Origin of the sequence: Pseudomonas sp. Gutcm_11s, assembly GCF_028649395.1 — a bacterium.
In the GTDB taxonomy this organism is placed as follows: domain Bacteria; phylum Pseudomonadota; class Gammaproteobacteria; order Pseudomonadales; family Pseudomonadaceae; genus Aquipseudomonas.
Genome location: NZ_JAQSUW010000015.1, coordinates 36845 through 58176, shown reverse-complemented (window position 1 = coordinate 58176; position 21332 = coordinate 36845). Strand labels below are relative to the sequence as shown.

The following is a 21332-nucleotide window of genomic DNA, read 5'->3' as shown; positions in this document are numbered from 1 at the left end:
CAAATAAAATCATATATTTTATTAAAATATTAACTTTCGACAGCCCTGAGCAAAAACCATGAGCAACGACCCCCTCCACGGCCTAACCCTGAAAGCCATCCTCCAGGCCCTGGTCGATAAACACGGCTGGGACCGCCTCGGCCAGCTCATCGCCATCCGCTGCTTCACCCACGAACCCAGCGTCGAATCCAGCCTCAAGTTCCTGCGCAAGACGCCCTGGGCGCGGGAGAAGGTCGAAGCGCTCTATATCAAGGACATCGCCGGCAAACGCTGACGTTCGGCGACCATCCGGCGGACGAGCCCACCAGCCGCCGGGCGTCGCTGTCATAGACGGGACCAACCACCCTCCGCGGAGGTCCCATGCCCTCATCCACCTGCGTTCGTCACCAACGCCTGGATCTCGACGGCGTCGACATCTTCTACCGCGAGGCCGGCCCGCCCGATGCGCCGGTGCTCCTGCTGCCCCACGGCTACCCCTGCTCCTCCTACGAGTTCCGCAACCTGATGCCACTGCTGGCAGACCGCTGGCGGCTGCTGGCACCGGACTTTCCCGGCTGCGGCTACTCGGCCACGCCCTATGACTTCAGCTACGGCTTCGACGGCTACGCGCACTTCCTCGCGCGCTTCACCAACCAGCTGGGCGTGGAGCACTTCGCCCTGTACCTGCATGACTTCGGCTCGCAGATCGGCCTGCGCCTGGCGATCAGCCGGCCGCAGCGCATCACCGCGCTGATCCTGCAGAACGGCGATATCTACGAAGACCAGTTGGGGCCGAAGTACGCGGCGCTCAAGCATTTCTTCGCCCACCCCAGCGACGAGGCGCGGGCCACGCTGGCCGAGGCGGTGAGCCTGGAGGGCTTTCGCGGCGAGTTCCTCAACGATGTCGAGCCGCCGCTGGCGGCGCTGATCCCGCCGGACCTGTGGCAGCTGCACTGGTCGCTAACCACGCCGCTGCGCAAGCGCATCGCCCTGCAAGTGATCGCAGGGCTCAAGGACAACCTGGCCTGGTTCCCCCACTACCAGGCCTACCTGCGCCAGCACCAGCCACCGACGCTGATCCTCTGGGGCCCGCGCGATGGCTACATGCCCGAGGGCTCGGCACGCGCCTACCTGCGCGACCTGCCGGGAGCGGAGCTGCACCTGTTCGACGATGGCGGCCACTGGCTGCTGGAGACGCACCTGCTGGAAGCGGCCGAGCTGATCCGCGACTTCCTCGAGCGCACGCAGGGCCAGGCGCAGCCGGGTTGATAGCGGCGGACGAACGGCCCGGCAGCCTGCACGAATCTTCTAAACGCTGCCGCGCAAACCGGTTAAGGTCGGGACTCGCCGCCTTGACTGCCACCGGAACGCGCCCGTGACCACACGCAACTGGATCGACCTCGCTCAGGATGCCGACACCGGCATCGAGTCGATCCGCGCCCACTTCGAAGGCCACGCCTACGACCCGCACTGGCACGACAGCTACCTGGTGGGCGTCACCGAGCTGGGCGTGCAGCAGTTCAACTGCCGCCGCGAGAAGCACCTGAGCACGCCGGGCAAGGTGATCCTGCTGGAGCCGGGCGAGATCCACGACGGCCATGCGCCGACCGAGGAAGGCTTCACCTATTCGATGCTGTACATCGACCCGCAGTGGCTGGAGCGCGAGCTGCACGCGCTGTTCGAGCATGCGCCGGCGGACAGCACGCCGAGCTTCGCCAGCATCCTCAATACCGACAGCCGCCTGGCCGGCGCCATCTTCCGCGCCTTCCAGACGCTGCACGAGGGCGACCTGCGCATCGTCCGGCAGACCGCCATCGACGACCTGCTCGGCACCATGACCAGCCGCCTACAGTGGCGCAAACGGGAGAACCCCGACCCGCGCCTGCCGCTGGTGGCGCAGGTGGCGCGCGACTACCTGCACGCCAACTTCGACCAGGACATCGGCCTGGACGAGTTGGCGGCGGCCTGCGGCGTGGATCGCTTCCGCCTCAGCCGCGCCTTCAAGAGCGCCTTCGGCGTGGCGCCGCACGCCTACCTGATCCAGCTGCGCCTGGCCAAGGCGCGCCAGCGGCTGGCCCGTGGCGATACTCCGGCCGATGTGGCCAGCGCCCTGGGTTTTGCCGACCAGAGTCACCTGGGCCGCTGGTTCCGCCGCGCCTACCAGCTCACCCCCGCCGACTACCGTCGCCGCTGCTCAAAGCTTCCAGACTGATCCACCGCCAAGCCGCAGCATGAGCCTCCATCTACACGGAGAAACCATGCCATGCGTCTTGCCCATCACCCTCACCGCGACCGGAGGGACTGAGCCATGCAGTCCCTGTTGCCCTTCCTGCTGTTCGCCTTCGTCGCCACCATCACACCGGGGCCGACCAATATCCTGGCGCTGAGCCACGCCGCGCGCTTCGGTCTGCGCGCCACCTGGCCGCTGGTGCTCGGTGCGTGCCTGGCGGCGGCGCTGATCGTGATGCTGGTCGGCCTGGGCCTGGGCGAGGCGCTGCTGCGCTACCCGCGCGTGCAACTGGCGATGAGCTGGCTCGGCGCGCTGTGGCTGAGCTGGCTGGCCTGGCAGCTGTGGCGCAGCGCGGCCCAACCGCTGAACACCGAGGCCAGCGGCCAGCGCGAGCTGGGCCCGCTGGGCGCGGCGCTGCTGCAGCTGGTCAACCCCAAGGTGTGGATGATGGCGGTCGCGGTGGTCAGCGTGTTCGCCGCAGGCAGCGAGGACAAGGCCGCGCGGGTGCTGCAGCTGTCGCTGATCTTCCTGCTGCTGGCCGTGCCGAGCATGAGCGCCTGGGCGTTGCTCGGCGCCGGCAGCGCGCGCCTGCTGCAGTCGCCCACACGCATGCAGCGCTTCAACCAGGCGCTGGCGCTGCTGCTGTTGGTCTCGACCTGGCTGGCGTTGCTGCTCTAGGGGATCAGCGCAGCGGCCAACTGGTGCACCACTTGCGCCTCGACCGCGCCCTCCGCCGCGCCTGCGGCGAACACCGCGCCAGTGGCCGTACGTTCGCCCTGGGCGCAGTGGTAGACCGCCACCACACTGCCCGGCCCGCCACCGGTGTGGCCACTCAGCGGCAGGCCGTTGTCCGCCGGCCCCTGCATCAGGCCCAGCGCATAGCCGGGGGCAGTCCAGGGCCGGCCGGGAAGCGGCCCGCCCAGTACACGAACCTCGTGCATGGCCTGCAGCAAGGCTGGCGGCAGCAGATCGCCGGTCAGCAGGCGGTCGAGCAGCAGCGCCGCCTCGTCGAGCGGGCCGACCAGCAGGCCGTGGTAGACCCAGCCGGGGTGATAGGCGCTGGCGCTGCCCATGCTCACGTCCTGCAGGTCCGCCGGGGTTCTGGCCAGGCGTGCCTGGGTCAGGCCCAGCGGCGCAAACAGGCGTTGTTGCAGCGCCTGCTCCAGCACCAGGCCGGTGCTGCGCTCGATGATCCGCGCCACATACAGGTAGCCGACATTGGAGTAGCGCCAGCCAACGCCCGGCTGGTAGCGCAGGCGTGTGGCGTCGAGGCGCTGCAGCATCTCCTCGGCCGGCCAGGGCTGCTCGTGCCGGGCGACGGCGGCGTGGTACTCGGCCAGCTCGCTGTAGTCGGCCAGGCCGGCCTCGTGTCGCAGCAGCTGGCGCAGGGTGAAGGGGCCTTCGGCGACTGGCTCGTCCAGGCCGAGCAGGCCGTCACGCACCAGGGTCAGGGCCGTGGCGGCGAGCGCCGTCTTGGTGAAGCTCCACCAGGGCACCCGCGAGACGGGTTGGCCGGATGCTTGCGGGCGCCCGTCGATGAACAGGGCGCTGGGCATGGGCTGATCGCCCATCAGGGTTTGATGCTCTTCACCGCGGCGATCCAGGCCGGGTCGAGGCGCTTCTGCTCCAGGTCCAGCCCGCGTTGTTCCATCAGTTCGCGGTGGGCGTCGATCTCGCGGATCAGCTGGGCCTCCTCGCTGCTGTTGCCGTCCAGCTGGTGCATCTGATGCAGGCCCAGGTGGTAGAAGCGCAGCAGCTTGATGGCGCTCTCGTCGCCCACCGCCACGCCGGCCCGCACGTGGTGCATGACGTTGGTGACGCGCATCAGGCTGCGCTTGAGGCCCCAGCCATAGGCGGCAGCGGCCATGAACGGACGCTGCCACAGCTGCTGGCGCACCACGGCCACGGTCAGGGCCATGCCGGTAAGCACGCCGAGCAGGTTCCACTTGAAGTTGTCGCCGGGCGGGCCGCCGAACAGCTTGGTGCTGGCGGTGGCGCAGAGCATGGCCAGGACCAGGAAGATGGCGATGACCACGAAGGTGCTGCGACGGGTCTGCTGGCGGTAGAGCTCGGGGCTCATGGACTGGAGTTCGAACATGACGGTTCCGGGGCGTTGCGGGGAGCGCCACCTTGCCCGATTGGGCCCGGCGGGTCGAGCGGCAGATGATGACAAGGCTTGAGCGGTGCTTACTTGCTCACCGCGATCAACGGATCCAGATGCTTGGCGCCGGGCTCGGGGCTGATGGCCAGATCGCCGAAGCTGTACCAGTCCTCGCCGAAGGTCTCCACCGGGTGCATGGTGCGCTCGGCGCCGTTGCCACAGGCCAGCGCGCCACTGGGGCAGTAAAGGTCGCAGCCCCAGCACAGGCGCTCGGGGTGCGGCGGGTTGAGCGGGAATTTCTTGGCCATGGCGTGCCTGCGGCGAATTGCGGCGATAACTGCAGGCTACGCCGGTAGCGCGGGAACACCTTGACCTGGGTCAGCGCCTCAGTGCACTTCGATGCGGTCGCGGCCGCCGGCCTTGGCCTTGTACAGGGCGCGGTCGGCGCGATCGAGCATGTGCTGTGGGCTCTCGTCACCACGGAACTGGGTGATGCCGAAGCTGGCGGTCTTGCGCAGCACGGTGTCGAAGTCGAACTGGCGGATGCGCGCCTGCAGGGTGTGCGCGGCAGCCTGGGCCTGGGCCGCATCGATCTCCGGCAGGATGATGAGGAACTCCTCGCCACCCAGGCGCCCGACCTTGTCGCTGGTCCGCACGTTGTCGCGCAGCAGCGCGGCGAACTGGCGCAGCACGCTGTCGCCGACGGCGTGGCCGTGGTGGTCGTTGACGTGTTTGAAGTGGTCGATGTCCAGCAGGATCACCGAGAACGGCGTGCCGTAGCGCTGGGCGCGGGCGATTTCCTCGATGAACAGCTGGTCGATGCGCGCGCGGTTCCACAGCCCGGTGAGGCCGTCGATGCTGGCGCTCAGGGCCAGCCGGCCCTGGTCGAGGAACATGGTCTTGTGCGCCTTCTCCAGCACCATGGCGCAGAGCAGGCCGAAGGAGAACGCGGCCAGCACCCAGATGAAGTGCAGGCGATGGGCACCGGGCTGCAGGGCGTCGACCAGGGTCAGCGCGATCAGCACCAGCGCCGAGCAGGAGGCCGTCAGCGTGGCCTGGCGCAGGGTCAGGCCGGAGACGGTGAAGGTCCACATCAGGTTGAGGTAGATCTCCGGCACGAAGTAGGCGAAGTCCGGGCTGCCACGGTTGAAGGCGAGGTTGGTGAGCACCGCGCTGACCGGCGCCACGCAGAGGATGGCCAGCATCCAGCGGTGCCAGGCGGGGAAATAGCTGGCCACGCCCACGGCCAGCAGCGCTAGCGGCACCAGAATGCCGTGGGCGAGCAGGCGCAGGCCGAGGTGGTCCTGCGCCACGTTCTGCTCGATGGCGGCGTAGATCAGGTACAGGACCATGGTCAGGAAGGCCACCGAGCGGATCTGCGGCAGCTTGGCCTGGCTGTACCAGCAGGCGAACTCCTGCCGCGTTGCCTCGGGCATGCCGTGCAACGGGTCGAGCAAACGCTGCAGCTTCTCGATCAGGGTCAATCCGAACTCCCCGCCACCTTCTACCGGGTGGCTCTAGTGTGTCGGCCTAGGTTGCTCCGGCATGAATGCAGAATGCCATCATGTCTCGACCTGGCTCCACTGCTTGCTCAGCCGCTTGTCGGACACCGCCATCCTGGTGCCGAGCTGCTGGGCGAACAGCGACACGCGGTATTCCTCGAGCATCCAGCGGTACAGCACCAGCTCGGGGTCGCGCTTGCCTTCCTGGGCATGCTTGGCGGCGCGTGCCTGGTACTGCTCCCAGGCGGCAGTCAGCTCGCCGGTCCACACGCGGTCGCGCTGCACCTGGCTGCCGACCTTGTCCAGGCGCTGCTCGATGGCCTTGAGGTAGCGCGGGATTTCCTTGAGCCACTCGCCCGGCGTTTCACGGACGAAGCCGGGGTAGACCAGGTTGGCCAGCTGCTGCTTGATGTCGTTGAGGGCCATGGCCTGGGCCAGGTCGATCTTGCCCTTGAAGCGCTTCTGCAGGCCGTGGGCGAGCTTGAGGATGTCCAGCACCAGCCTGGCGATGCGCTCGGCGTGGCCGGTCCAGTCGCCGCGCTTTTTCTCGGCCAGGGCGGCCAGCGCCGCACCGTCGCGCGGCAGGGTCGCTTCGCCGTCGAGCACGCAGGCGTCGAGGCTGGCCAGCAGGATGTCCTCGACCAGCGCCTCGGGGCGGCCCATTTCGCGGTACAGCAGGCCCAGCTCAGTAAGGCCAGGCAGCTTGCCGCGCAGGAACTTGGCGGATTCGGCCAGCTGTTGCAGCAACAATTTCTGCAGCGCACGGCGGTGCTGGAAGTCGGCCTCGGCCTGGGTCGGGAAGCGTCCTTCCTTGACCACGCCGCCCTCTTCCACCAGCGCCGGGAACACGGTCATGGAGAGGCCGGCGATCTTCTGCTGGGTCTTTTCGGCGACCTGGGCGAAGGCCTTGGCCTCCAGCGGTTTCTGCGCTTGAGGTTGCTGCGGAATGGCCAGGGCAGCCTGGCTGGCCTCGGCGAAGCGCGCGGTCAGCTCGGCCAGGTCGCGGCCCTCGCCGAGGAACTTGCCACGGGCGTCGACCACTTCCAGGTTCATCTTCAGGTGGTTTTCCAACTGCTGCGCCGCCTCTTCCCAGGCCTCGTCGGAGACACGGGCGCCGGTCATGCGGGTCAGCTCGCGGCCGAGGGATTCGGGCAACGAACCCTGGCCGAAGGCGATCTTGGAAAGCGCGGCGCCGACGAAGTCCGGCACCGGCACGAAGTTCTTGCGCAGGGCCTTGGGCAGGTTGCGCACCAGGGCAATGGCCTTGGCCTCGATCAGGCCTGGCACCAGCCATTCGAGACGGTCAGACGGCAGTTGCGGCAACAGCGGCGCCGGCACGCGCAGGGTCACGCCGTCTCGCGGATGATTGGGCTCGAAGTGGTAGGTCAGCGGCAGTTGCAGCTCGCCGAGCTGGAGGATATCCGGGTACTGGGCGGCGGTGACTTCCTTGGCATCACGGGCCAGCACATCTTCCTCGCGCATGATCAGCAGCTGCGGGTTCTTCGCGCCCTCGGTCTTGTACCAGCTCTCGAAGGTGGCGGCCTGGTGGATCTCGGCCGGGATGCGCGCCTCGTAGAAGCCGTACAGGGTTTCCTCGTCGGCCAGGATGTCGCGGCGGCGAGCCTTGGCCTCCAGCTCGTCGAGGCGATCCAGCAGCTCGCGGTTGGCCGCCAGGCACTTGGCGCGGCTGTTGATCTCGCCACGCACCAGGCCCTCGCGGATGAACAGCTCACGCGAGGCCACCGGGTCGACCGGGCCGAAATGCACCGGGCGGCGGCCGACCACGATCAGCCCGTACAGGGTGACCTGCTCGAAGGCCACCACCTGGCCACGGCGCTTCTCCCAGTGCGGCTCGAAGTGGTTCTTCTTGATCAGGTGGCCGGCCAGCGGCTCGATCCAGTCCGGCTCGATCTTGGCGACCTGACGGGCAAACAGCTTGGTGGTTTCCACCAGCTCGGCGGTCATCACCCAGGTCGGCTTCTTGCGCCCGATCACCGACGACGGATGAATCCAGAAGCGCCGCTGGCGCGCGCCGAGGTAGTCGCCTTCCTCGGTCTTCTGACCGATCTGACTCAGCAGGCCGGAGAGGATCGCCTTGTGCACGGCGGCGTAGCTCTTCGCGCGCTGCGCCGCTTCGCCGGCCTCGGCCTGCTCGCGGACGATGACATTGACCTTGGTGTCGGTAGTCGGCTTGGCCTTCTGCGAGCCCTGGGCCGGGCGTTCGCGGCCACCTTCCGCCTTGCTCGTCGACAGCTGCAGTTCGCGGGCGATCAGCACCAGCTGGCGGTGGGCGTCGCGCCATTCGCGCAGGCGCAGGTAATTCAGGAAGTTCTTCTTGCACCAGCTGCGCAGCGGGTTGCTGCCCAGCTCCTGGCGCTTCTCCTCGAAGCCACGCCACAGGTTGATCAGCGCGGCGAAGTCGGAATCCACGTCCTTCCACTGCGCATGGGCCTGGTCGGCGGCCTGCTGGCGATCCATCGGCCGCTCGCGCGGGTCCTGCACGGACAGCGCCGAGGCAACGATGAGGATCTCGTCGAGGCTGCCGAGCTTGGCTGCTTCCAGCACCATGCGACCCAGGCGCGGGTCGATGGGCAGGCGCGCCAGCTGGCGGCCCAGCGGGGTGAGCTGGCTCTCGCGGTTGACCGCCGAGAGTTCCTGCAACAGGTTGAAGCCGTCGCTGATGGCCTTGCCATCTGGCGGCTCGATGAAGGGGAAATCCTCGATGCTGCCCAGGCGCAGATGGAGCATCTGCAGAATCACCGCCGCCAGGTTGGTGCGGAGGATTTCCGGATCGGTGAATTCGGGGCGACCGAGGAAATCCTCCTCGCTGTACAGACGGATGCAGATGCCCGGCTCGACCCGGCCGCAGCGGCCCTTGCGCTGGTTGGCGCTGGCCTGGGACACGGCCTCGATGGGCAGGCGCTGCACCTTGGCGCGGTAGCTGTAGCGGCTGATGCGTGCCGTGCCGCTGTCGATCACGTAGCGGATGCCCGGCACGGTCAACGAGGTTTCCGCCACGTTGGTGGCAAGGACGATCTTGCGCCCGCTCATGGGCGCGAAAATCTTCTGCTGCTCGGCCGGGGTCAGCCGCGCGTACAGCGGCAGCACTTCGGTGAAACGCAGGTTGGCCTTGCGCAGCACTTCGGCCGCGTCGCGAATCTCGCGCTCGCCGGGGAGGAAGATCAGTACATCGCCAGGGCGCTTGCCCTCGGCCTTCTCATGGGCGTCGATTTCGTCCAGCGCGGCGAGGATGCCCTGGTCGACGGTGAGGTCGTCGAGCAGGCTCTCGCCCTCCTCGTCCACCTCCGCGGCCAGCGGGCGGTACCAGGTGTCCACCGGATAGGTGCGGCCCGACACTTCGATGATCGGCGCATCGTTGAAATGCTTGCTGAAGCGCTCCAGGTCGATGGTCGCCGAGGTGATGATCAGCTTGAGATCGGGGCGGCGCGGCAGCAGGGTCTTCAGGTAGCCGAGGAGGAAGTCGATGTTCAGCGAACGCTCGTGGGCCTCGTCGACGATGATGGTGTCGTACTTCTCCAGGAAGCGGTCGTGCTGAGTCTCGGCGAGCAGGATGCCGTCGGTCATCAGCTTGATCAGCGTGCTGTCCTTGCTCTGGTCCTCGAAGCGCACCTGGTAGCCGACCAGCTCGCCGAGCGGCGTGGCGATTTCCTCGGCCACCCGGGTAGCGACGCTGCGCGCGGCCAGGCGGCGTGGCTGGGTGTGACCGATCAGGCCGTGCAGACCGCGGCCGATCTCCAGGCAGATCTTCGGCAGCTGGGTGGTCTTGCCCGAGCCGGTCTCGCCGGCGATCACCAGCACCTGGTGTTTCTCCAGCGCGGCCTTGATCTCGTCGCGCTTGGCGGCGATCGGCAGGGCGTCGTCGTAGCGGATGCTCGGGATGCTGCGCTTGCGCGCCTCGACCTTGGCGCAGGAGGCCTGGAAACGCTCCAGCCACTGCGCCAGCTTGGCCTCGTCCGGCTGCTTTTGCAGCTCGTGCAGCTGGCGGCGCAGGCGGTGACGGTCGGCCTGCATGGCCAGGTCGAGGTTCTTCAGCAGGGAGGCGTGGTCGGTCATCGGAAGGCGGGCAATCGTGGCAAAGGCGCGATTGTCGCAGATTCCGCCGCCGCGTTGCGCCCCGCGCCGTGGATGGCGCCAGGCGCTGCGGATCGGCTCAGCGGGTGGCAGTCACCGGCAGGCTGCGCAGCTCCTGCGGCACGCTGCGCAGGGCCAGGTCCTGGGACTGGATCGCCGCCCAGGCATAGCCCTGCAGATCACCCGGTTTGGCCTGGCCGAGGTGGGCCAGTTGCTCGGCGGCAGGCGCCGGCGGCGGCGTGCCGTAGATCAGCGCATAGAACACCGAAGCGGCCAGGTAGCTGCCGGCGTAGCTCGGGTGGCTGCCGTCCTCGATGAACAGCTGCGGCTGCGGCGAGACTGCCAGCGCGCGTTGCCAGGCCTGGCCGACCGGCGCCAGCAGTGCGTGGGTCTCGTTGGCCAGGCCGGTGTAGACGCTGTCGAGCTGCGCCTGCATGGCCGGCTTGGCCTGGCGTGCCCAGGTCAGGTAGAGGATCGGCTGGGCGCCGGCCTTGCGCGCGGCCGCGGCCACGCGGCGCACGTACTCGCGGGTCAGGTCCGGGTTGTCCACCGGCATGGTGCTGAAGTCCTGGATCACCACGTAGTCCCAGTGCTGGCTGGCGATCACCTTCTGCACCTCGCCGCGCTGCCAGTGGGCCTGCAGGCTGGCGCCGCCGAAGGTCACGTCGCGCACCTGCAGCGGCCTGGGCTGGACGGCCTCGACCGACATGCGTTGCACCATCTGCGGCAGGTCGTTGTAGAAGGTGTAGCTGTTGCCGACGAACAGCACGCTGATCGGCTGGCCCGGCAAGGGTGCCTGGGCGGTGGAGCCAATCACTGGCGTTTCGGTCGGCAGATCGCCGGCCAAGGCTTGGCCGACAGCGGCCACTCCCAGCATCCAGGCCAGGAGGAATCGACGCACGAAAAGACGCATGAAAATCCCCCGGGAAGCGCAACGGCGCGGGTTACAGGCCCGCGCGACCGGCGCAGATTATGTTATTGCGCGTCTGTCGCAAGGCTCGAAACCGGCATGAGCGACGAGAGGTCATACCGTTCAGCGGAGTTCCAGGCGCCGTTGACCGTGATCAAGGTTCGCGGCCGGCGATTGGGCAAACTGTGGCGAAATGCCACTTCTCTTGCGTGCAGATAAAAAAACCATGAAAAACTGGATCCTCAACCTCTCCCTCAAATACAAGTTCTGGGCGGTCAACCTGGTGGCTTTCGTCACCACCCTGCTGCTGGTGCTGTTCGCCATGCAGCAGGAGCAGGCCGGCCGCGCCGAAGCGGCCCGCGAGGCAGCCCAGGCCGAGGCGCGCCTGCTGGCCAACTGGCCGGCGGCCACGCCGCTACCCAAGGATGCCCGTGTACTGAGCTTCCCCAGTGGCGGCAAGCCGGCGCTGCCGGGCGTGAGCGGCAAGGAGCGCGGCTGGGTCGACCTGGAGCACGACGGCCTGTGGGGCAACAGCCCGCTGATCGGTGCCTGGCTGCAGGATGCCGGCGACGGCCAGCGCGTGGCGATCACCGCCAGCGCACCGAGCCTGTGGCAGGTGTTCGAGGCTCGCGCCGGCGCCTACGCGGCCTGCGTCATGGCGCTGATGCTGCTCCTGCTCGGCGCTTCGCAGCTGCTGATCCGCTTCATCCTCAGCCACCTCAACCAGCTCAAGGACGTGATGCTGCATGTGGAGCGCAGCGGTGACCTGTCCGCCCGCGCCGAACTGAACAGCAGCGACGAGGTGGGCCAGATGGCCAACGCCTTCAACGCCATGCAGGCCGGCTACCAGCGCGTGGTCGGCACCGTGGCCCAGGCTGCCGCCAGCCTCGACGACGGCGCGCGGCGCCTGGCCGGCAGCATGGAGCGGGTGCGCGGCGGCATGCTCGGCCAGCAGAGCGAGACCGACCAGGCCGCCACGGCGATCAACGAGATGTCCGCCACGGTGCACCACATCGCCCAGCACGCCGCCGACACCCGCGACCAGTCCACCGAGGCGGATCGCCTGAGTGGCGTCGGCCAGCAGGTGGTCGGCCGCGCCAGCCAGGCCATCGCCAGCCTGTCGCAGGGCGTGCAGCAGACCGCCGAGATGATCCAGCGCCTGAACGACGACAGCCGCACCATCGGCGGCATGGTCGAGACCATCCACGGCATCGCCGAACAGACCAACCTGCTCGCCCTCAACGCCGCCATCGAGGCAGCGCGCGCCGGCGAGATGGGCCGCGGCTTCGCCGTGGTCGCCGACGAGGTGCGCAACCTGGCCAAGCGCGTGCAGGACTCCACCGACGAGATCACCCGCATGATCGGCAACCTGCAGGCCGCCAGCCGCGACGCGGTGGAGTTCATGCAGGAGAGCTCGCACAAGGCCGACCACTGCGTGCAGGAGGCCAACGCCGCCGGCGCAGCACTCGGTGATATCGCCCGCGCGGTGGCACTGATGCGCGAGAGCAACACGCAGATCGCCGTGGCCGCCGAGCAGCAGAGCCAGGTCGCCGAGGAAATGACCCGTTCGGTGGTCGGTATCCGCGACGTTACCGAGCAGACCGTGCAGCAGACGCTGACCTCGGCCAGCACCAGCGGCGAGCTGGTCGGCCTGGCGGAGGAGCTGGGCAAGGCGATTCGCAAGCTGAAGCTGTAGACGAGTCGACCGAACGGGAGCACAAGCCTGGTCTAGCATTCGCCGAAACCGGTTGGCTGGCGAGGTGGACCATGCTCAAGGCGCGTCTGGCGGTGATTCTGTTCGGCATCCTGCTGCCCTATCTGGCCCGCCTGCCCGGCGGCCTCGACTGGCTCGGCCAGTACACCCAATCGGGCCTCGGTGGCGCGCTGTTCCTCGGCCTGTTCAATGCCATCGCCTGGGGCGCCATCCTGCTCGTCAGCCTGCTCTACCGCCGGCCGGCATCCGTGCTGGCGCCGGCAGTGCCGGGCTTCGCTTTCCTGGCCTGGGCGCACTACCAGCTCGACCTCGCCGCGGATGCCCAGGCGGCGCTGGGCATCGTGTTCTTCCCGATCTATGCGCTGCTGCCCATCCTGCTTGGCGGCGCCGCCGGCTACCTGCTGGAGCGCCGCTCCCGGCAGGCGCAGCAGCCGGGCTGATACCCGTCTCAGAACTCCGCCGCGCGGTACACCTCTTCGCCACCGAGCAGGGTCCATAGCACCTTGGCCTGGCCGATCTGGCTGGGTGGCAACTTGAAGATGTCGCGATCCAGCACCAGCAGGTCTGCCTGCTTGCCCACCTCCAGCGAGCCGGTGCGCGCCTCCTGGCGCAGGGTGTAGGCCGCGTCCAGGGTGTAGGCGCGGATCGCCGCGGCCAAGTCGGGCAGGCCGCGTGAACCCAGGCCCAGGGCGTTCTGCATGATGCCCAGCGGCGACAGCGGGTTCACGTCCCAGTCGGAACTCAGGGTGACCCGTGCGCCGCTGTCATACAGCGCGCGCATCGGCAGCATCTGGTAGGCGCGCTGGCCGATCAGCGGCTGGTTGTCCTTGAGGAAGGACGGGGTGAAGTACGGGCTGGGCTGGAAGTCGGCGATCACCCCCAGCTGGCGGAAGCGCGGGATATCCGCCTGATCGACCAGCTCGACATGGGTCAGGCGATGACGGCCGCGCCCGGCCTGCTCGATGGCGTCCAGCGCATCGCGCACCGCCTGGTCGCCGATGGTGTGGATATGCAGGTCGAAGCCCGCGGCCGCCAGCTCGCGGGCATACAGCTTCAGGCGCTCGGGGGGGAAGTAGTACAGGCCGCGTGGATCGACGCCGGCCAGGCTGTGCTGGTAGGGCTGACGCAGGCGTGCGGTGGTGTTGTGCACGATGCCGTCGACATACAGCTTGATCTGGGTGACGTGCAGCAGCTCGTCTTCATCGCCCGGCTGATAGAGCGACTTGAGCTCGGCCAGCTGCTCGCCATCGTCCAGCTGCGGATAGGCCCACAAACCGAGACTGGTGCGTGCCTTGAGGCGGTCCTCGCGCGCCGCCTTCTGCCAGGCCTCCAGGTGACCACGGCGCCAGAACACGCGGGCGTCGGCCACCGAAGTGATGCCGTTGCGCGCCAGCTCATCCTGGCCATCCAGTACCGCCTGGTAATACAGCTGCTGTAGCGCTTTGGAGGGCGGCAGGGCCTTGTCCATCACCAGGTCGCCGGCGTTGTCGAGCACCACGCCGGTGGCCTTGCCCTGCGGGTCACGCAGGATCACGCCGCCCTCGGGGTCATCACGCTCGCCGTCGAAGCCGGCCAACTGCAGCGCCTTGCTGTTGAGCCAGTAGGAGTGCGAGGTCTCCTCCATGATGGCGATGGGCAGGTCGGTGGATATCTCGTCGAGCAGCGCGCGCGGGCTCGCGCCGGCCTCCAGCAGGGTGTTGAGGGCAAAGCCGCTGCCCAGCAGCCATTCGCCCTTGGCCGCATCGGCGCACTCGCCGATCTCGTCCAGCCACTGCTCCAGCGTGTCGTCGGATTGCAGCGGGCAGTCGCCCTGGGCCTCTGACGAGGCGTCCAGCACATGCGCGTGGCTGTCCTGAAAACCGGGCAGGACCAGGCGGCCGCCGAGGTCGACGAGCTCGGTGTCGTCGTCCGCGTATTCCTCGACCTCGGCCCGGCTGCCGACGGCGAGTATCTCGCCCTCCTCGCCGATGGCCAGGGCCTCGGCCCAGGGCTGGTCGGCATCCACGGTGTAGATGCGGGCGTTGTGCAGCAGCAGGCTGGCGGCAGCCTCCTCGGCCTGGGCCAGCGGCGCGAGCAATGCCGCGCAAAGCGGCAGACAGCGGAACATGGAGCGATCCTCAAGCAAAAAAGCCATGCCCGAACGGGCATGGCACAAGTGTGGGAACTGATGAATCCCCCGATGGGAGCAGGTCAGGAAAGGCTAGATCACAGGCGCGGCATGTTCTTGGTCACACAGTGGATGCCGCCACCGCCGCCGGCGATCGGGTCGATGTTGACCTGGACGATGACGCGGCCCGGATAGAGCTGGGTGAGCAGGTCCTTGCAGTACTTGTCCGCCGCCGCGTCGCCGAACTGCGGGGCGATCACCGCGCCGTTGATCGGCAGGTAGTTGATGTAGCCGGGGGCGAAGTCCGGGTTGTTCTGGGTGTAGACGTTGCTGCGCTTCTTCAGGGGTGGCGGCAGGGTGTGCACCACCAGCTTGCGGCCGTCGGCGTCGGTGGCCGCCTTGAGGATGTTCAGGTGGGTGCGGGTCACCGCGTAGTCGTAGGACTTGGGGTCGTTGTCCAGGTTGGCGATGACCACGCCCGGCTTGACGAAGCGCGCGTAGAAGTCGACGTGGGCGTCGGTGATGTCCTTGCCCTTGATGCCGGGTAGCCAGATGATCTTGCGCAGGCCGAGGTTGGCCTTCAGCTCGGCCTCGATCTGCGCCTTGCTCATGCCCGGGTTGCGGTTGCTGTTGACCCAGCAGCTCTCGGTCATGATCGCCGTGCCGTGGCCGTCCACCTCGATGCCGCCGCCCTCGCCCACCAGCTGGCTGCCGACGTAGCTGGCGTCCAGCTCGTAGCTCAGGGTGTCGGCCACCATGGTGTCGTTACTCGAGCGCTGCTTGCCGCCCCAGCCGTTGAAGTTGAAGTCGACCAGGCCTCGGCCGCCCTGGCCGTCGACCACGAAGCAGCCGCCGTAGTCGCGCACCCAGACGTCATCCAGCGGCATGGTGAGGAACTTGATGTTCGTGGTGCCGCACTTCTGCTTGGCCTGGGTCAGCTGATTGGAACGGCACAGCACAGTTACCGGCTGGTACTTGGCGATGGTCTTGGCCAGCAGGGCGATGCAGTCATTGACCGGCGTGGCCCAGTCCTCCCAGATCGCCGTGGAGGCAGCGAAGGCGAGGATCACCCGCTCCTGCGGGGCGTGCTCGTCCGGCATGTACCAGCTGCCGGCCAGGGCGGCGCGCGCCCGTGGCGCGCCGATGCCCAGACCGAGGGAGGCGACGGCGCCGATACCGGCGGCCATCGTCAGGTGCTTCATGAAATCGCGACGCGTAGACATGGTGTGTCCCTCTTCTCGTTGGGGGTTGTGCTGCGCCATCAATGGCTTGCTGCTCCCTGGCGAGACGGATGGGCCGGCGGCCCATGGCCGGCTCAAAAACTCTTGTTGGCGCCCAGCACCAGGGTCGCCGAGCAGACGTCGTCGAAGCCCATGTAGTTGGCGCATTCGCTGTCGCCGAGGTCGGTGTCGACGTAGCTGGCCGACCAGTTCAGGCCGAACAGTTCCTTGCTCAGCTTGAGCTGCCATTCGCGGTAGCTGCTGCGGGTGTCGCCGCTGCCATCGAGCAGCAGCGGGTCCTTGAGGTCGACGTTGCCGTAGCGCAGGTCCAGGGCCACCTCGGCCGGCAGCAGGGTCTCGTAGCCGACGTAGCTGTACAGGTAGCTCTGGTCGCCGCCCAGGTTGTCGGAATAGTAGGCGCCGAGCTTGGTCCCGTAGGCGGTGAGCTGGCTGAAGTACTCGCCGTAGTTGAGCGCGCTCTGCCGTGGGTACTCGTACTGGAAGTAGGCGGTGTCGAGGCTGATGTCGTCGCTGATCTGCCAGTTGTAGCCGGCGTAGTAGTCGATCTCCTGGCGGGTGTTGCTGCCCAGGCCGAAGTCGACGTTGGAGCTCCACACCCCGGCGTACAGGCCGCTGCTGTGGCTCAAGGTCGCCGAGCCCTGCAACGCCGGGTCGTTCTGCGTCTGCGAGATGCCGCGGGTGCGGTGGTCGCTGTAGACGCCGGCATCCAGGTACAGGGCGAAGTCTTCGTTCAGCTCGATGGCCTGGCTCAGCCCCCAGGGGGCGAGCAATACGATGGCCAGGGCGGCCTTGGGGTACGACATGGTGAGGCTCCTTTCTTGTTGTTGTGGGCATGGCTTCGCCGTACCGCGCCGATGGGCGCAGCGGCGGCTGGTACTGGCGGCTTAGTGAGCGGTGGTCTTGAAGGTGGTCCAGGCACGCATGCGCGCACGCATCGAGCGTTGCGGGATGTCCTTGCCGGGAATCAGCCGCGCGTAGGTGGCCTCGTCGACGTAGATGTCCGGGTTGTTGCGCATGTCGGCGTCGACCATCGGCCGGGCCTTGGCGCTGGAGGTCGGGTAGCCGGTGAAGTTGCTGATGGCCGCCATGTTCTGCGGACGCATGACGAAGTTGATGAAGGCGTAGGCGTATTCCGGGTGCTTGGCATCCACCGGGATGGCCATGGTGTCCATCCACACCGTGGTGCCCTCGCGCGGGATGTGGAAGCTGAAGTTCGCCGGCTTGCCGGCACCGCTGGCGGCGCGCTGGGCCTGGGTGAAGTCGCCGCTGTAGCCGAGCGACAGGCACAGGTTGCCGTTGACCAGGTCGGTGACCGGTTGCGACTGGAACTTGCGGATGTACGGCTTGATCGACACCAGCAGCTCGGTGGCGGCCTTCAGGTCATCGGGCTCGGCGCTGCGCGGCGAGCGGCCCAGGTAGTTGAGCACCACGGCCATGACCTCGTCCGGCGAGTCGATCATGGAGATGCCGCAGTCGGCGAACTTGGCCGCGTTCTCCGGCTTGAACAGCAGGTCGAGGCTGTTTACCGGCGCGTCACTCATGCGCTTGCCGACCATCTCGGCGTTGTAGGTGATGCCGATGCTGCCCCAGGTGTAGGGCACGGTGGTGTGGCGCGAGTACGGGTACTTGGTCTGCAGGGTGCGCAGGCCCGGCTCGATGTCGGCCAGGTGCTGCAGCTTGTCCTGGTCGAGCTTCTGCAGCGCGCCGGCGCGCATCAGGCGCTCGGCCACGGTATCGCCGGGGAAGATCAGGTCGTAGCCGCTGCCACCGGCCATCATCTTGGCCTCCAGCGTCTCGCTGCCTTCCATGACGTCGTAGATCACCTTGATGCCGGTCTCCTTGGTGAAGCTGGCGAGGGTGTCCTCGGCGAAGTAGTCGGCCCAGTTGTACAGGCGCAGGGTCTTCTCCTCGGCGGCGGCCTGCGCCTGGGCGCAACACAGCGCCAGGGCAGCGAACAGCAGAGTGCGATGGTTCTTCATGGTCAGGCTCCCCGATGGTTCCAGTGGCTGTGCAGGTGGCGGCCATCCAGGCCCAGCAGCGCTCCGTACATCTCCGGGCGGCGGTCGCGGTAGATGCCCCAGGTCATGCGGTCCTCGCGCATGGCGGCGAGGTCCAGCTCGCGCACCAGCACACCGCTGGTGTCGCGGTCGGCCTCGGCGAGCAGCTTGCCTTTGTGATCGGTGATGAAGGACGAGCCGTAGAAGCTCATCTGCAGGCCCGGATCGGTGGTCGCCACCTCGCGGCCGACGCGGTTGGCGGCGATCACCGGGACGATGTTGGCGGCGGCGTGGCCGCGCTGGGTCAGCTGCCAGTGGTCACGCGAGTCCAGCGCCGCGGCGCCTGGCTCGGAGCCGATGGCAGTGGGATAGAGCAGCACCTCGGCGCCCTGCAGAGCCAGGCAGCGCGCGGTCTCGGGGAACCACTGGTCCCAGCAGATGCCAACGCCGATGCGCCCAACAGCGGTGTCCCAGACGCGGAAGCCGGTATCGCCGGGGCTGAAGTATTCCTTCTCCTGGTAGCCGATGGCGTTGGGGATGTGGGTCTTGCGGTACACGCCGAGCAGGCGGCCGTCGGCATCGGCCACGGCCAGGGAGTTGAAGTAGGCATTGCCGGCCTTCTCGAACCAGCTCAGCGGCAGCACCACGCCCAGCTCGCCGGCCAGCGCGGCGAAGCGCTTGAGCAGCAGGCTGTGCTCGTACTCCTCGGCTAACGCCAGGTGCTTGTGGTGCTGTTCGATGCAGAAGTACGGCGTGGCGAACAGCTCCTGCAGCAGGATCAGCCGCGCGCCGCGGGCGGCGGCGTCACGCACCAGTTGCTCGGCGCGGTCGAGGTTCTGCTTGAGGTCCCAGCTGCAGGCGAACTGGGTGGTGGCGACGGTCAGTCTGCTCATCGCCTTACCCCTTCAGCGGCCACAGCGGCTGCTGCTGGGTGATGCAATGCACCCCGCCGCCGCCATGGGCCAACTGGTTGATGCGCACCGGCACCACTTCGCGGCCGGGGAAGGCCATGCGCAGGGTATCCGCCGCCACCTGGTCGGCGGCGATGCCGTAGGCCGGCATGATGATGGCGCCGTTGCAGATGTAGAAGTTGGTGTAGGAGGCGCAGAACACCTCGGCCTCGGTATCCACCGCGTCGGTGGCCTCATACAGTTCGAGCAGCTCGAACTGGCGGCCCTTGGCGTCGGTGGCCAGCTCCAGGGCACGGCGGTTCTCGCGCACCACCTCGGCGTACACCGAGCCGTGGTCGTGAGTGGCGTCCACCAGCAGCGCGCCGGGCTTGGCGAAGGCGCACACGCCATCGACGTGGCCGTCGGTCATGTCGCCGGTGACGTACTTGGGATCGCCCGGCAGCCAGATGGTCTTCTTCACGCCGAGCAGGCGAGCGAAGATCTCCTCCATCTCGGCCTTGCTCATGCCCGGGTTGCGGTTGGGGTTGAGCAGCACCGACTCGGTGGTGATCAGCGTGCCCTCGCCGTCCACATGAATGGCGCCGCCCTCGTTGGACAGCGGCGTGCCGAAGCACTCCAGGCCCTGGCCGTTGAGGATGCGCCGCGCCAGACCCTCGTCGAGGCTGTGCTCGGATTTGCCGCCCCAGGCGTTGAAGCGCCAGCTGACGCCGGCCAGACCCAGCTGCGGGTGGCAGACGAAGCTCGGGCCGGAGTCGCGGCACCAGCTGTCATCCACCGCCAGCTCGATCAGTTCGACACCCTTGCCACAGAGTTCGCGAGCACGGAACGCCGCCGACGGGTCCACCACCATCTTCACCGGTTCGAAGCGGGCGATGGCGTTGGCGACACGGGCGAAGTCGACCTGCACCTCTTCCAGGGTCACGCCCCAACCGGACTCCCACAGCGGCTGATTGTGCGGCCAGACCATCCAGGTGGCGGCGTGCGGGGCCCATTCGGCGGGCATGAACCAAGTGTTCGAAGCGACTGCGTTCTGTTGCATACAAGTGCCTTTCAGTTAAGTCTTTGTTATCACTGAAAACCGCGAATGCGGTGATGACTTGCATGCTAGGCCTGTAAAAAAGGCGCAACAAACGATAGATTTTCCACAATTCTGATTAGACAGGCTTATCAGTCATGCTCAAGCACTGGCCTCCCCTGAACGCCCTGCGCGGCTTCGAAGCCGCCGCCCGCCTGGGCAGCTTCCACAAGGCCGCCGAGGAACTGCATCTCACCCAGTCGGCGATCAGCCAGCAGATCCGCAGCCTGGAAAGCTTCCTCGAACAGCCGCTGTTCTTCCGTAACGGGCGCAGCGTGGCACTGACCGATGCCGGCTTCGACCTGCTCAGCACCACCCAGGCGCTGCTGCAGCAACTGGCTGTGGGCATCCGCCGCCTGGAGCAGTACCGCAAGCCCAACCAGCTGGTGGTCAACACCACGCCGGCCTTCGCCCGCCACTGGCTGGTGCCGCAACTGGGCGACTTCCATCGCCGCCATCCCGACGTCGATCTGTGGCTGTTCACCAGCGACGAGGTGCCGGACATGGCCACCCAGACCATCGACATCGCCGTGCGCGACGACCTCACCGCCCAGGTCGAATGCAGCTTCCGCGTACTGCTGGAAGACCGCCTCTACCCGGCCTGCCACCCCAACCTACTGGCGCTGCCTGCGGGCGAGCGCACCACCCTGCACGGCGAACGCGAGATGGACTGGGCCCACTGGCAGGTACAGGGCGGCGCCGACATCGGCCAGCACAGCCAGGGGCTGAACTTCTCCGACCCCGGCCTGCTGCTGGATGCCGCCAGCGGTGGCCTGGGCATCGCCCTGGTCAGCGAGCTGCTGGCCGCCACCGCTTGCGCGCAGAACCTGCTGCAACCGCTCAGCGAACAGCGAGTACGTGGCCCGCGCTGGACCTGGCTGGTGCACCGCGACAGCGAGAGCGACCCGCTCACCCGCCAGTTCTGCGCCTGGCTGGAGCAGCGCCTGAACCCTGGCGCCGGCAGCTGAAACCACCCGGCAGCCGTTATGATCGCGGTATCTCTCAATGGCTCAACCCGACACGGAGCTGTCATGCCCTTCACCACCACCCGCACCGTTCTGTTCGGCGACTGCGACCCGGCAGGGATCGTCTACACGCCGCGCATCGCCTACTTCGTCATCGAGGCGATCCACGAATTCCTCTCCCACCGGCTCGGTGGCGAGGGCCTGCGCAAGCTGTTCGCCATGGGTATCCTGCCGCCGGCGCGGGCGCTGTCGGTCGAATTCCTCTCGCCCATGACCTGGGACGAGGTGATCGACATCGAGGTGCGCAGCGACGCGCCCGGCACCACCTCGTTCAGCTTCGCCGTGGAAGGGCGCCAGGCCTCGGGCAAGGTGACCTTCCGCGCCTCGATGACCCAGGTGTGCATCGACCCCGAGAGCAAGCAGCCAACCGCCCTGCCCGACGCCTTGCGCCAGGCCCTGCGGCCCGAATAAGAGAACCGCAGAAACGAAAAAGCCCCGCCGAAGCGGG

General features: G+C 67.6%; 20 protein-coding genes. 8 read left to right on the top strand and 12 right to left on the bottom strand.

The window, feature by feature from the left end:
• The first annotated feature begins 58 nt into the window (after positions 1-58).
• From PTT45_RS15165 to PTT45_RS15150, 4 genes are all read left to right on the top strand, one after another.
• Positions 59-274, top strand: a complete 216-nt coding sequence (locus PTT45_RS15165) for a VF530 family protein (RefSeq protein ID WP_273814344.1) — start codon at positions 59-61, stop codon at positions 272-274.
• A gap of 86 nt (positions 275-360) precedes the next feature.
• Positions 361-1248: an alpha/beta fold hydrolase gene (locus PTT45_RS15160; RefSeq protein WP_273814343.1), complete on the top strand. Its 888-nt coding sequence runs from the start codon at positions 361-363 to the stop codon at positions 1246-1248.
• A 106-nt stretch (positions 1249-1354) separates the two neighbouring features.
• Positions 1355-2191, top strand: coding sequence for an AraC family transcriptional regulator (locus PTT45_RS15155; protein WP_273814341.1), 837 nt, complete (start codon positions 1355-1357; stop codon positions 2189-2191).
• Positions 2192-2287: 96 nt separating this feature from the next.
• The gene (locus PTT45_RS15150; RefSeq protein WP_273814340.1) at positions 2288-2887 is read left to right on the top strand and encodes a LysE family translocator; all 600 of its coding nucleotides are present in this window, start codon (positions 2288-2290) and stop codon (positions 2885-2887) included.
• Here PTT45_RS15150 and PTT45_RS15145 read toward each other — a convergent pair.
• From PTT45_RS15145 to PTT45_RS15120, 6 genes are all read right to left on the bottom strand, one after another.
• Positions 2884-3765 carry a serine hydrolase domain-containing protein gene (locus tag PTT45_RS15145; protein ID WP_273814339.1) on the bottom strand — a complete coding sequence of 294 codons (882 nt, stop codon included), beginning with the start codon at positions 3763-3765 and terminating at the stop codon, positions 2884-2886. The genes PTT45_RS15150 and PTT45_RS15145 overlap by 4 nt on opposite strands.
• A 14-nt stretch (positions 3766-3779) precedes the next feature.
• Entirely contained in the window at positions 3780-4307 is a 528-nt protein-coding gene (locus tag PTT45_RS15140; RefSeq protein WP_273814338.1) for a DUF3087 domain-containing protein, read from the bottom strand.
• An 89-nt stretch (positions 4308-4396) separates the two neighbouring features.
• Positions 4397-4618 (bottom strand): DUF3079 domain-containing protein, encoded by a 222-nt coding sequence (locus PTT45_RS15135; RefSeq protein WP_273814337.1) that lies wholly within the window; start codon positions 4616-4618, stop codon positions 4397-4399.
• 78 nt (positions 4619-4696) lie between these two features.
• Positions 4697-5794, bottom strand: coding sequence for a GGDEF domain-containing protein (locus PTT45_RS15130; RefSeq protein ID WP_273814336.1), 1098 nt, complete (start codon positions 5792-5794; stop codon positions 4697-4699).
• Between the two features lie 78 nt (positions 5795-5872).
• The gene (gene hrpA / locus PTT45_RS15125) at positions 5873-9886 is read right to left on the bottom strand and encodes an ATP-dependent RNA helicase HrpA (RefSeq protein WP_273814334.1); all 4014 of its coding nucleotides are present in this window, start codon (positions 9884-9886) and stop codon (positions 5873-5875) included.
• A gap of 97 nt (positions 9887-9983) precedes the next feature.
• Positions 9984-10805: an SGNH/GDSL hydrolase family protein gene (locus PTT45_RS15120; RefSeq protein ID WP_273814332.1), complete on the bottom strand. Its 822-nt coding sequence runs from the start codon at positions 10803-10805 to the stop codon at positions 9984-9986.
• A gap of 235 nt (positions 10806-11040) precedes the next feature.
• On the opposite strand from PTT45_RS15120, the gene PTT45_RS15115 reads away from it, so the two are divergent.
• Both PTT45_RS15115 and PTT45_RS15110 read left to right on the top strand, forming a co-directional pair.
• On the top strand, positions 11041-12510 hold the full coding sequence (locus PTT45_RS15115) for a methyl-accepting chemotaxis protein (protein WP_273814330.1): 1470 nt from the start codon (positions 11041-11043) through the stop codon (positions 12508-12510).
• 71 nt (positions 12511-12581) lie between these two features.
• Positions 12582-12968 carry a hypothetical protein gene (locus PTT45_RS15110; RefSeq protein WP_273814328.1) on the top strand — a complete coding sequence of 129 codons (387 nt, stop codon included), beginning with the start codon at positions 12582-12584 and terminating at the stop codon, positions 12966-12968.
• Between the two features lie 8 nt (positions 12969-12976).
• On the opposite strand, the gene PTT45_RS15105 is transcribed toward PTT45_RS15110, so the two are convergent.
• The 6 genes from PTT45_RS15105 to PTT45_RS15080 form a co-directional block, all read right to left on the bottom strand.
• Positions 12977-14635 (bottom strand): amidohydrolase, encoded by a 1659-nt coding sequence (locus PTT45_RS15105; RefSeq protein ID WP_273814326.1) that lies wholly within the window; start codon positions 14633-14635, stop codon positions 12977-12979.
• A gap of 98 nt (positions 14636-14733) precedes the next feature.
• Positions 14734-15858, bottom strand: coding sequence for an agmatine deiminase family protein (locus PTT45_RS15100; protein WP_273814324.1), 1125 nt, complete (start codon positions 15856-15858; stop codon positions 14734-14736).
• Positions 15859-15950: 92 nt separating this feature from the next.
• Positions 15951-16679, bottom strand: a complete 729-nt coding sequence (locus PTT45_RS15095) for a TorF family putative porin (RefSeq protein ID WP_273814322.1) — start codon at positions 16677-16679, stop codon at positions 15951-15953.
• 81 nt (positions 16680-16760) lie between these two features.
• Positions 16761-17855 (bottom strand): extracellular solute-binding protein, encoded by a 1095-nt coding sequence (locus PTT45_RS15090; protein WP_273814320.1) that lies wholly within the window; start codon positions 17853-17855, stop codon positions 16761-16763.
• A gap of 2 nt (positions 17856-17857) precedes the next feature.
• On the bottom strand, positions 17858-18766 hold the full coding sequence (gene aguB, locus PTT45_RS15085) for an N-carbamoylputrescine amidase (RefSeq protein WP_273814319.1): 909 nt from the start codon (positions 18764-18766) through the stop codon (positions 17858-17860).
• A gap of 4 nt (positions 18767-18770) precedes the next feature.
• Positions 18771-19823, bottom strand: a complete 1053-nt coding sequence (locus tag PTT45_RS15080) for an agmatine deiminase family protein (protein WP_273814317.1) — start codon at positions 19821-19823, stop codon at positions 18771-18773.
• A gap of 134 nt (positions 19824-19957) precedes the next feature.
• Here PTT45_RS15080 and PTT45_RS15075 point away from each other — a divergent pair, with 134 nt between their 5' ends.
• Both PTT45_RS15075 and PTT45_RS15070 read left to right on the top strand, forming a co-directional pair.
• Positions 19958-20827: a LysR substrate-binding domain-containing protein gene (locus tag PTT45_RS15075; RefSeq protein WP_273814315.1), complete on the top strand. Its 870-nt coding sequence runs from the start codon at positions 19958-19960 to the stop codon at positions 20825-20827.
• Positions 20828-20890: 63 nt separating this feature from the next.
• A complete protein-coding gene (locus PTT45_RS15070) occupies positions 20891-21295 on the top strand; it encodes an acyl-CoA thioesterase (RefSeq protein ID WP_273814313.1) in 405 nt (134 codons plus the stop codon).
• The last annotated feature ends 37 nt before the right edge of the window (positions 21296-21332 follow it).

Coding starts and splice junctions, on each gene's coding strand:
- PTT45_RS15105 (WP_273814326.1), bottom strand. CDS start 14,635: ATGTTCCGCTGTCTGCCGCTTTGCGCGGCATTGCTCGCGCCGCTGGCC.
- PTT45_RS15160 (WP_273814343.1), top strand. CDS start 361: ATGCCCTCATCCACCTGCGTTCGTCACCAACGCCTGGATCTCGACGGC.
- PTT45_RS15100 (WP_273814324.1), bottom strand. CDS start 15,858: ATGTCTACGCGTCGCGATTTCATGAAGCACCTGACGATGGCCGCCGGT.
- PTT45_RS15115 (WP_273814330.1), top strand. CDS start 11,041: ATGAAAAACTGGATCCTCAACCTCTCCCTCAAATACAAGTTCTGGGCG.
- hrpA (WP_273814334.1), bottom strand. CDS start 9,886: ATGACCGACCACGCCTCCCTGCTGAAGAACCTCGACCTGGCCATGCAG.
- PTT45_RS15145 (WP_273814339.1), bottom strand. CDS start 3,765: ATGCCCAGCGCCCTGTTCATCGACGGGCGCCCGCAAGCATCCGGCCAA.
- PTT45_RS15080 (WP_273814317.1), bottom strand. CDS start 19,823: ATGCAACAGAACGCAGTCGCTTCGAACACTTGGTTCATGCCCGCCGAA.
- PTT45_RS15150 (WP_273814340.1), top strand. CDS start 2,288: ATGCAGTCCCTGTTGCCCTTCCTGCTGTTCGCCTTCGTCGCCACCATC.
- aguB (WP_273814319.1), bottom strand. CDS start 18,766: ATGAGCAGACTGACCGTCGCCACCACCCAGTTCGCCTGCAGCTGGGAC.
- PTT45_RS15110 (WP_273814328.1), top strand. CDS start 12,582: ATGCTCAAGGCGCGTCTGGCGGTGATTCTGTTCGGCATCCTGCTGCCC.
- PTT45_RS15165 (WP_273814344.1), top strand. CDS start 59: ATGAGCAACGACCCCCTCCACGGCCTAACCCTGAAAGCCATCCTCCAG.
- PTT45_RS15075 (WP_273814315.1), top strand. CDS start 19,958: ATGCTCAAGCACTGGCCTCCCCTGAACGCCCTGCGCGGCTTCGAAGCC.
- PTT45_RS15070 (WP_273814313.1), top strand. CDS start 20,891: ATGCCCTTCACCACCACCCGCACCGTTCTGTTCGGCGACTGCGACCCG.
- PTT45_RS15090 (WP_273814320.1), bottom strand. CDS start 17,855: ATGAAGAACCATCGCACTCTGCTGTTCGCTGCCCTGGCGCTGTGTTGC.
- PTT45_RS15140 (WP_273814338.1), bottom strand. CDS start 4,307: ATGTTCGAACTCCAGTCCATGAGCCCCGAGCTCTACCGCCAGCAGACC.
- PTT45_RS15135 (WP_273814337.1), bottom strand. CDS start 4,618: ATGGCCAAGAAATTCCCGCTCAACCCGCCGCACCCCGAGCGCCTGTGC.
- PTT45_RS15095 (WP_273814322.1), bottom strand. CDS start 16,679: ATGTCGTACCCCAAGGCCGCCCTGGCCATCGTATTGCTCGCCCCCTGG.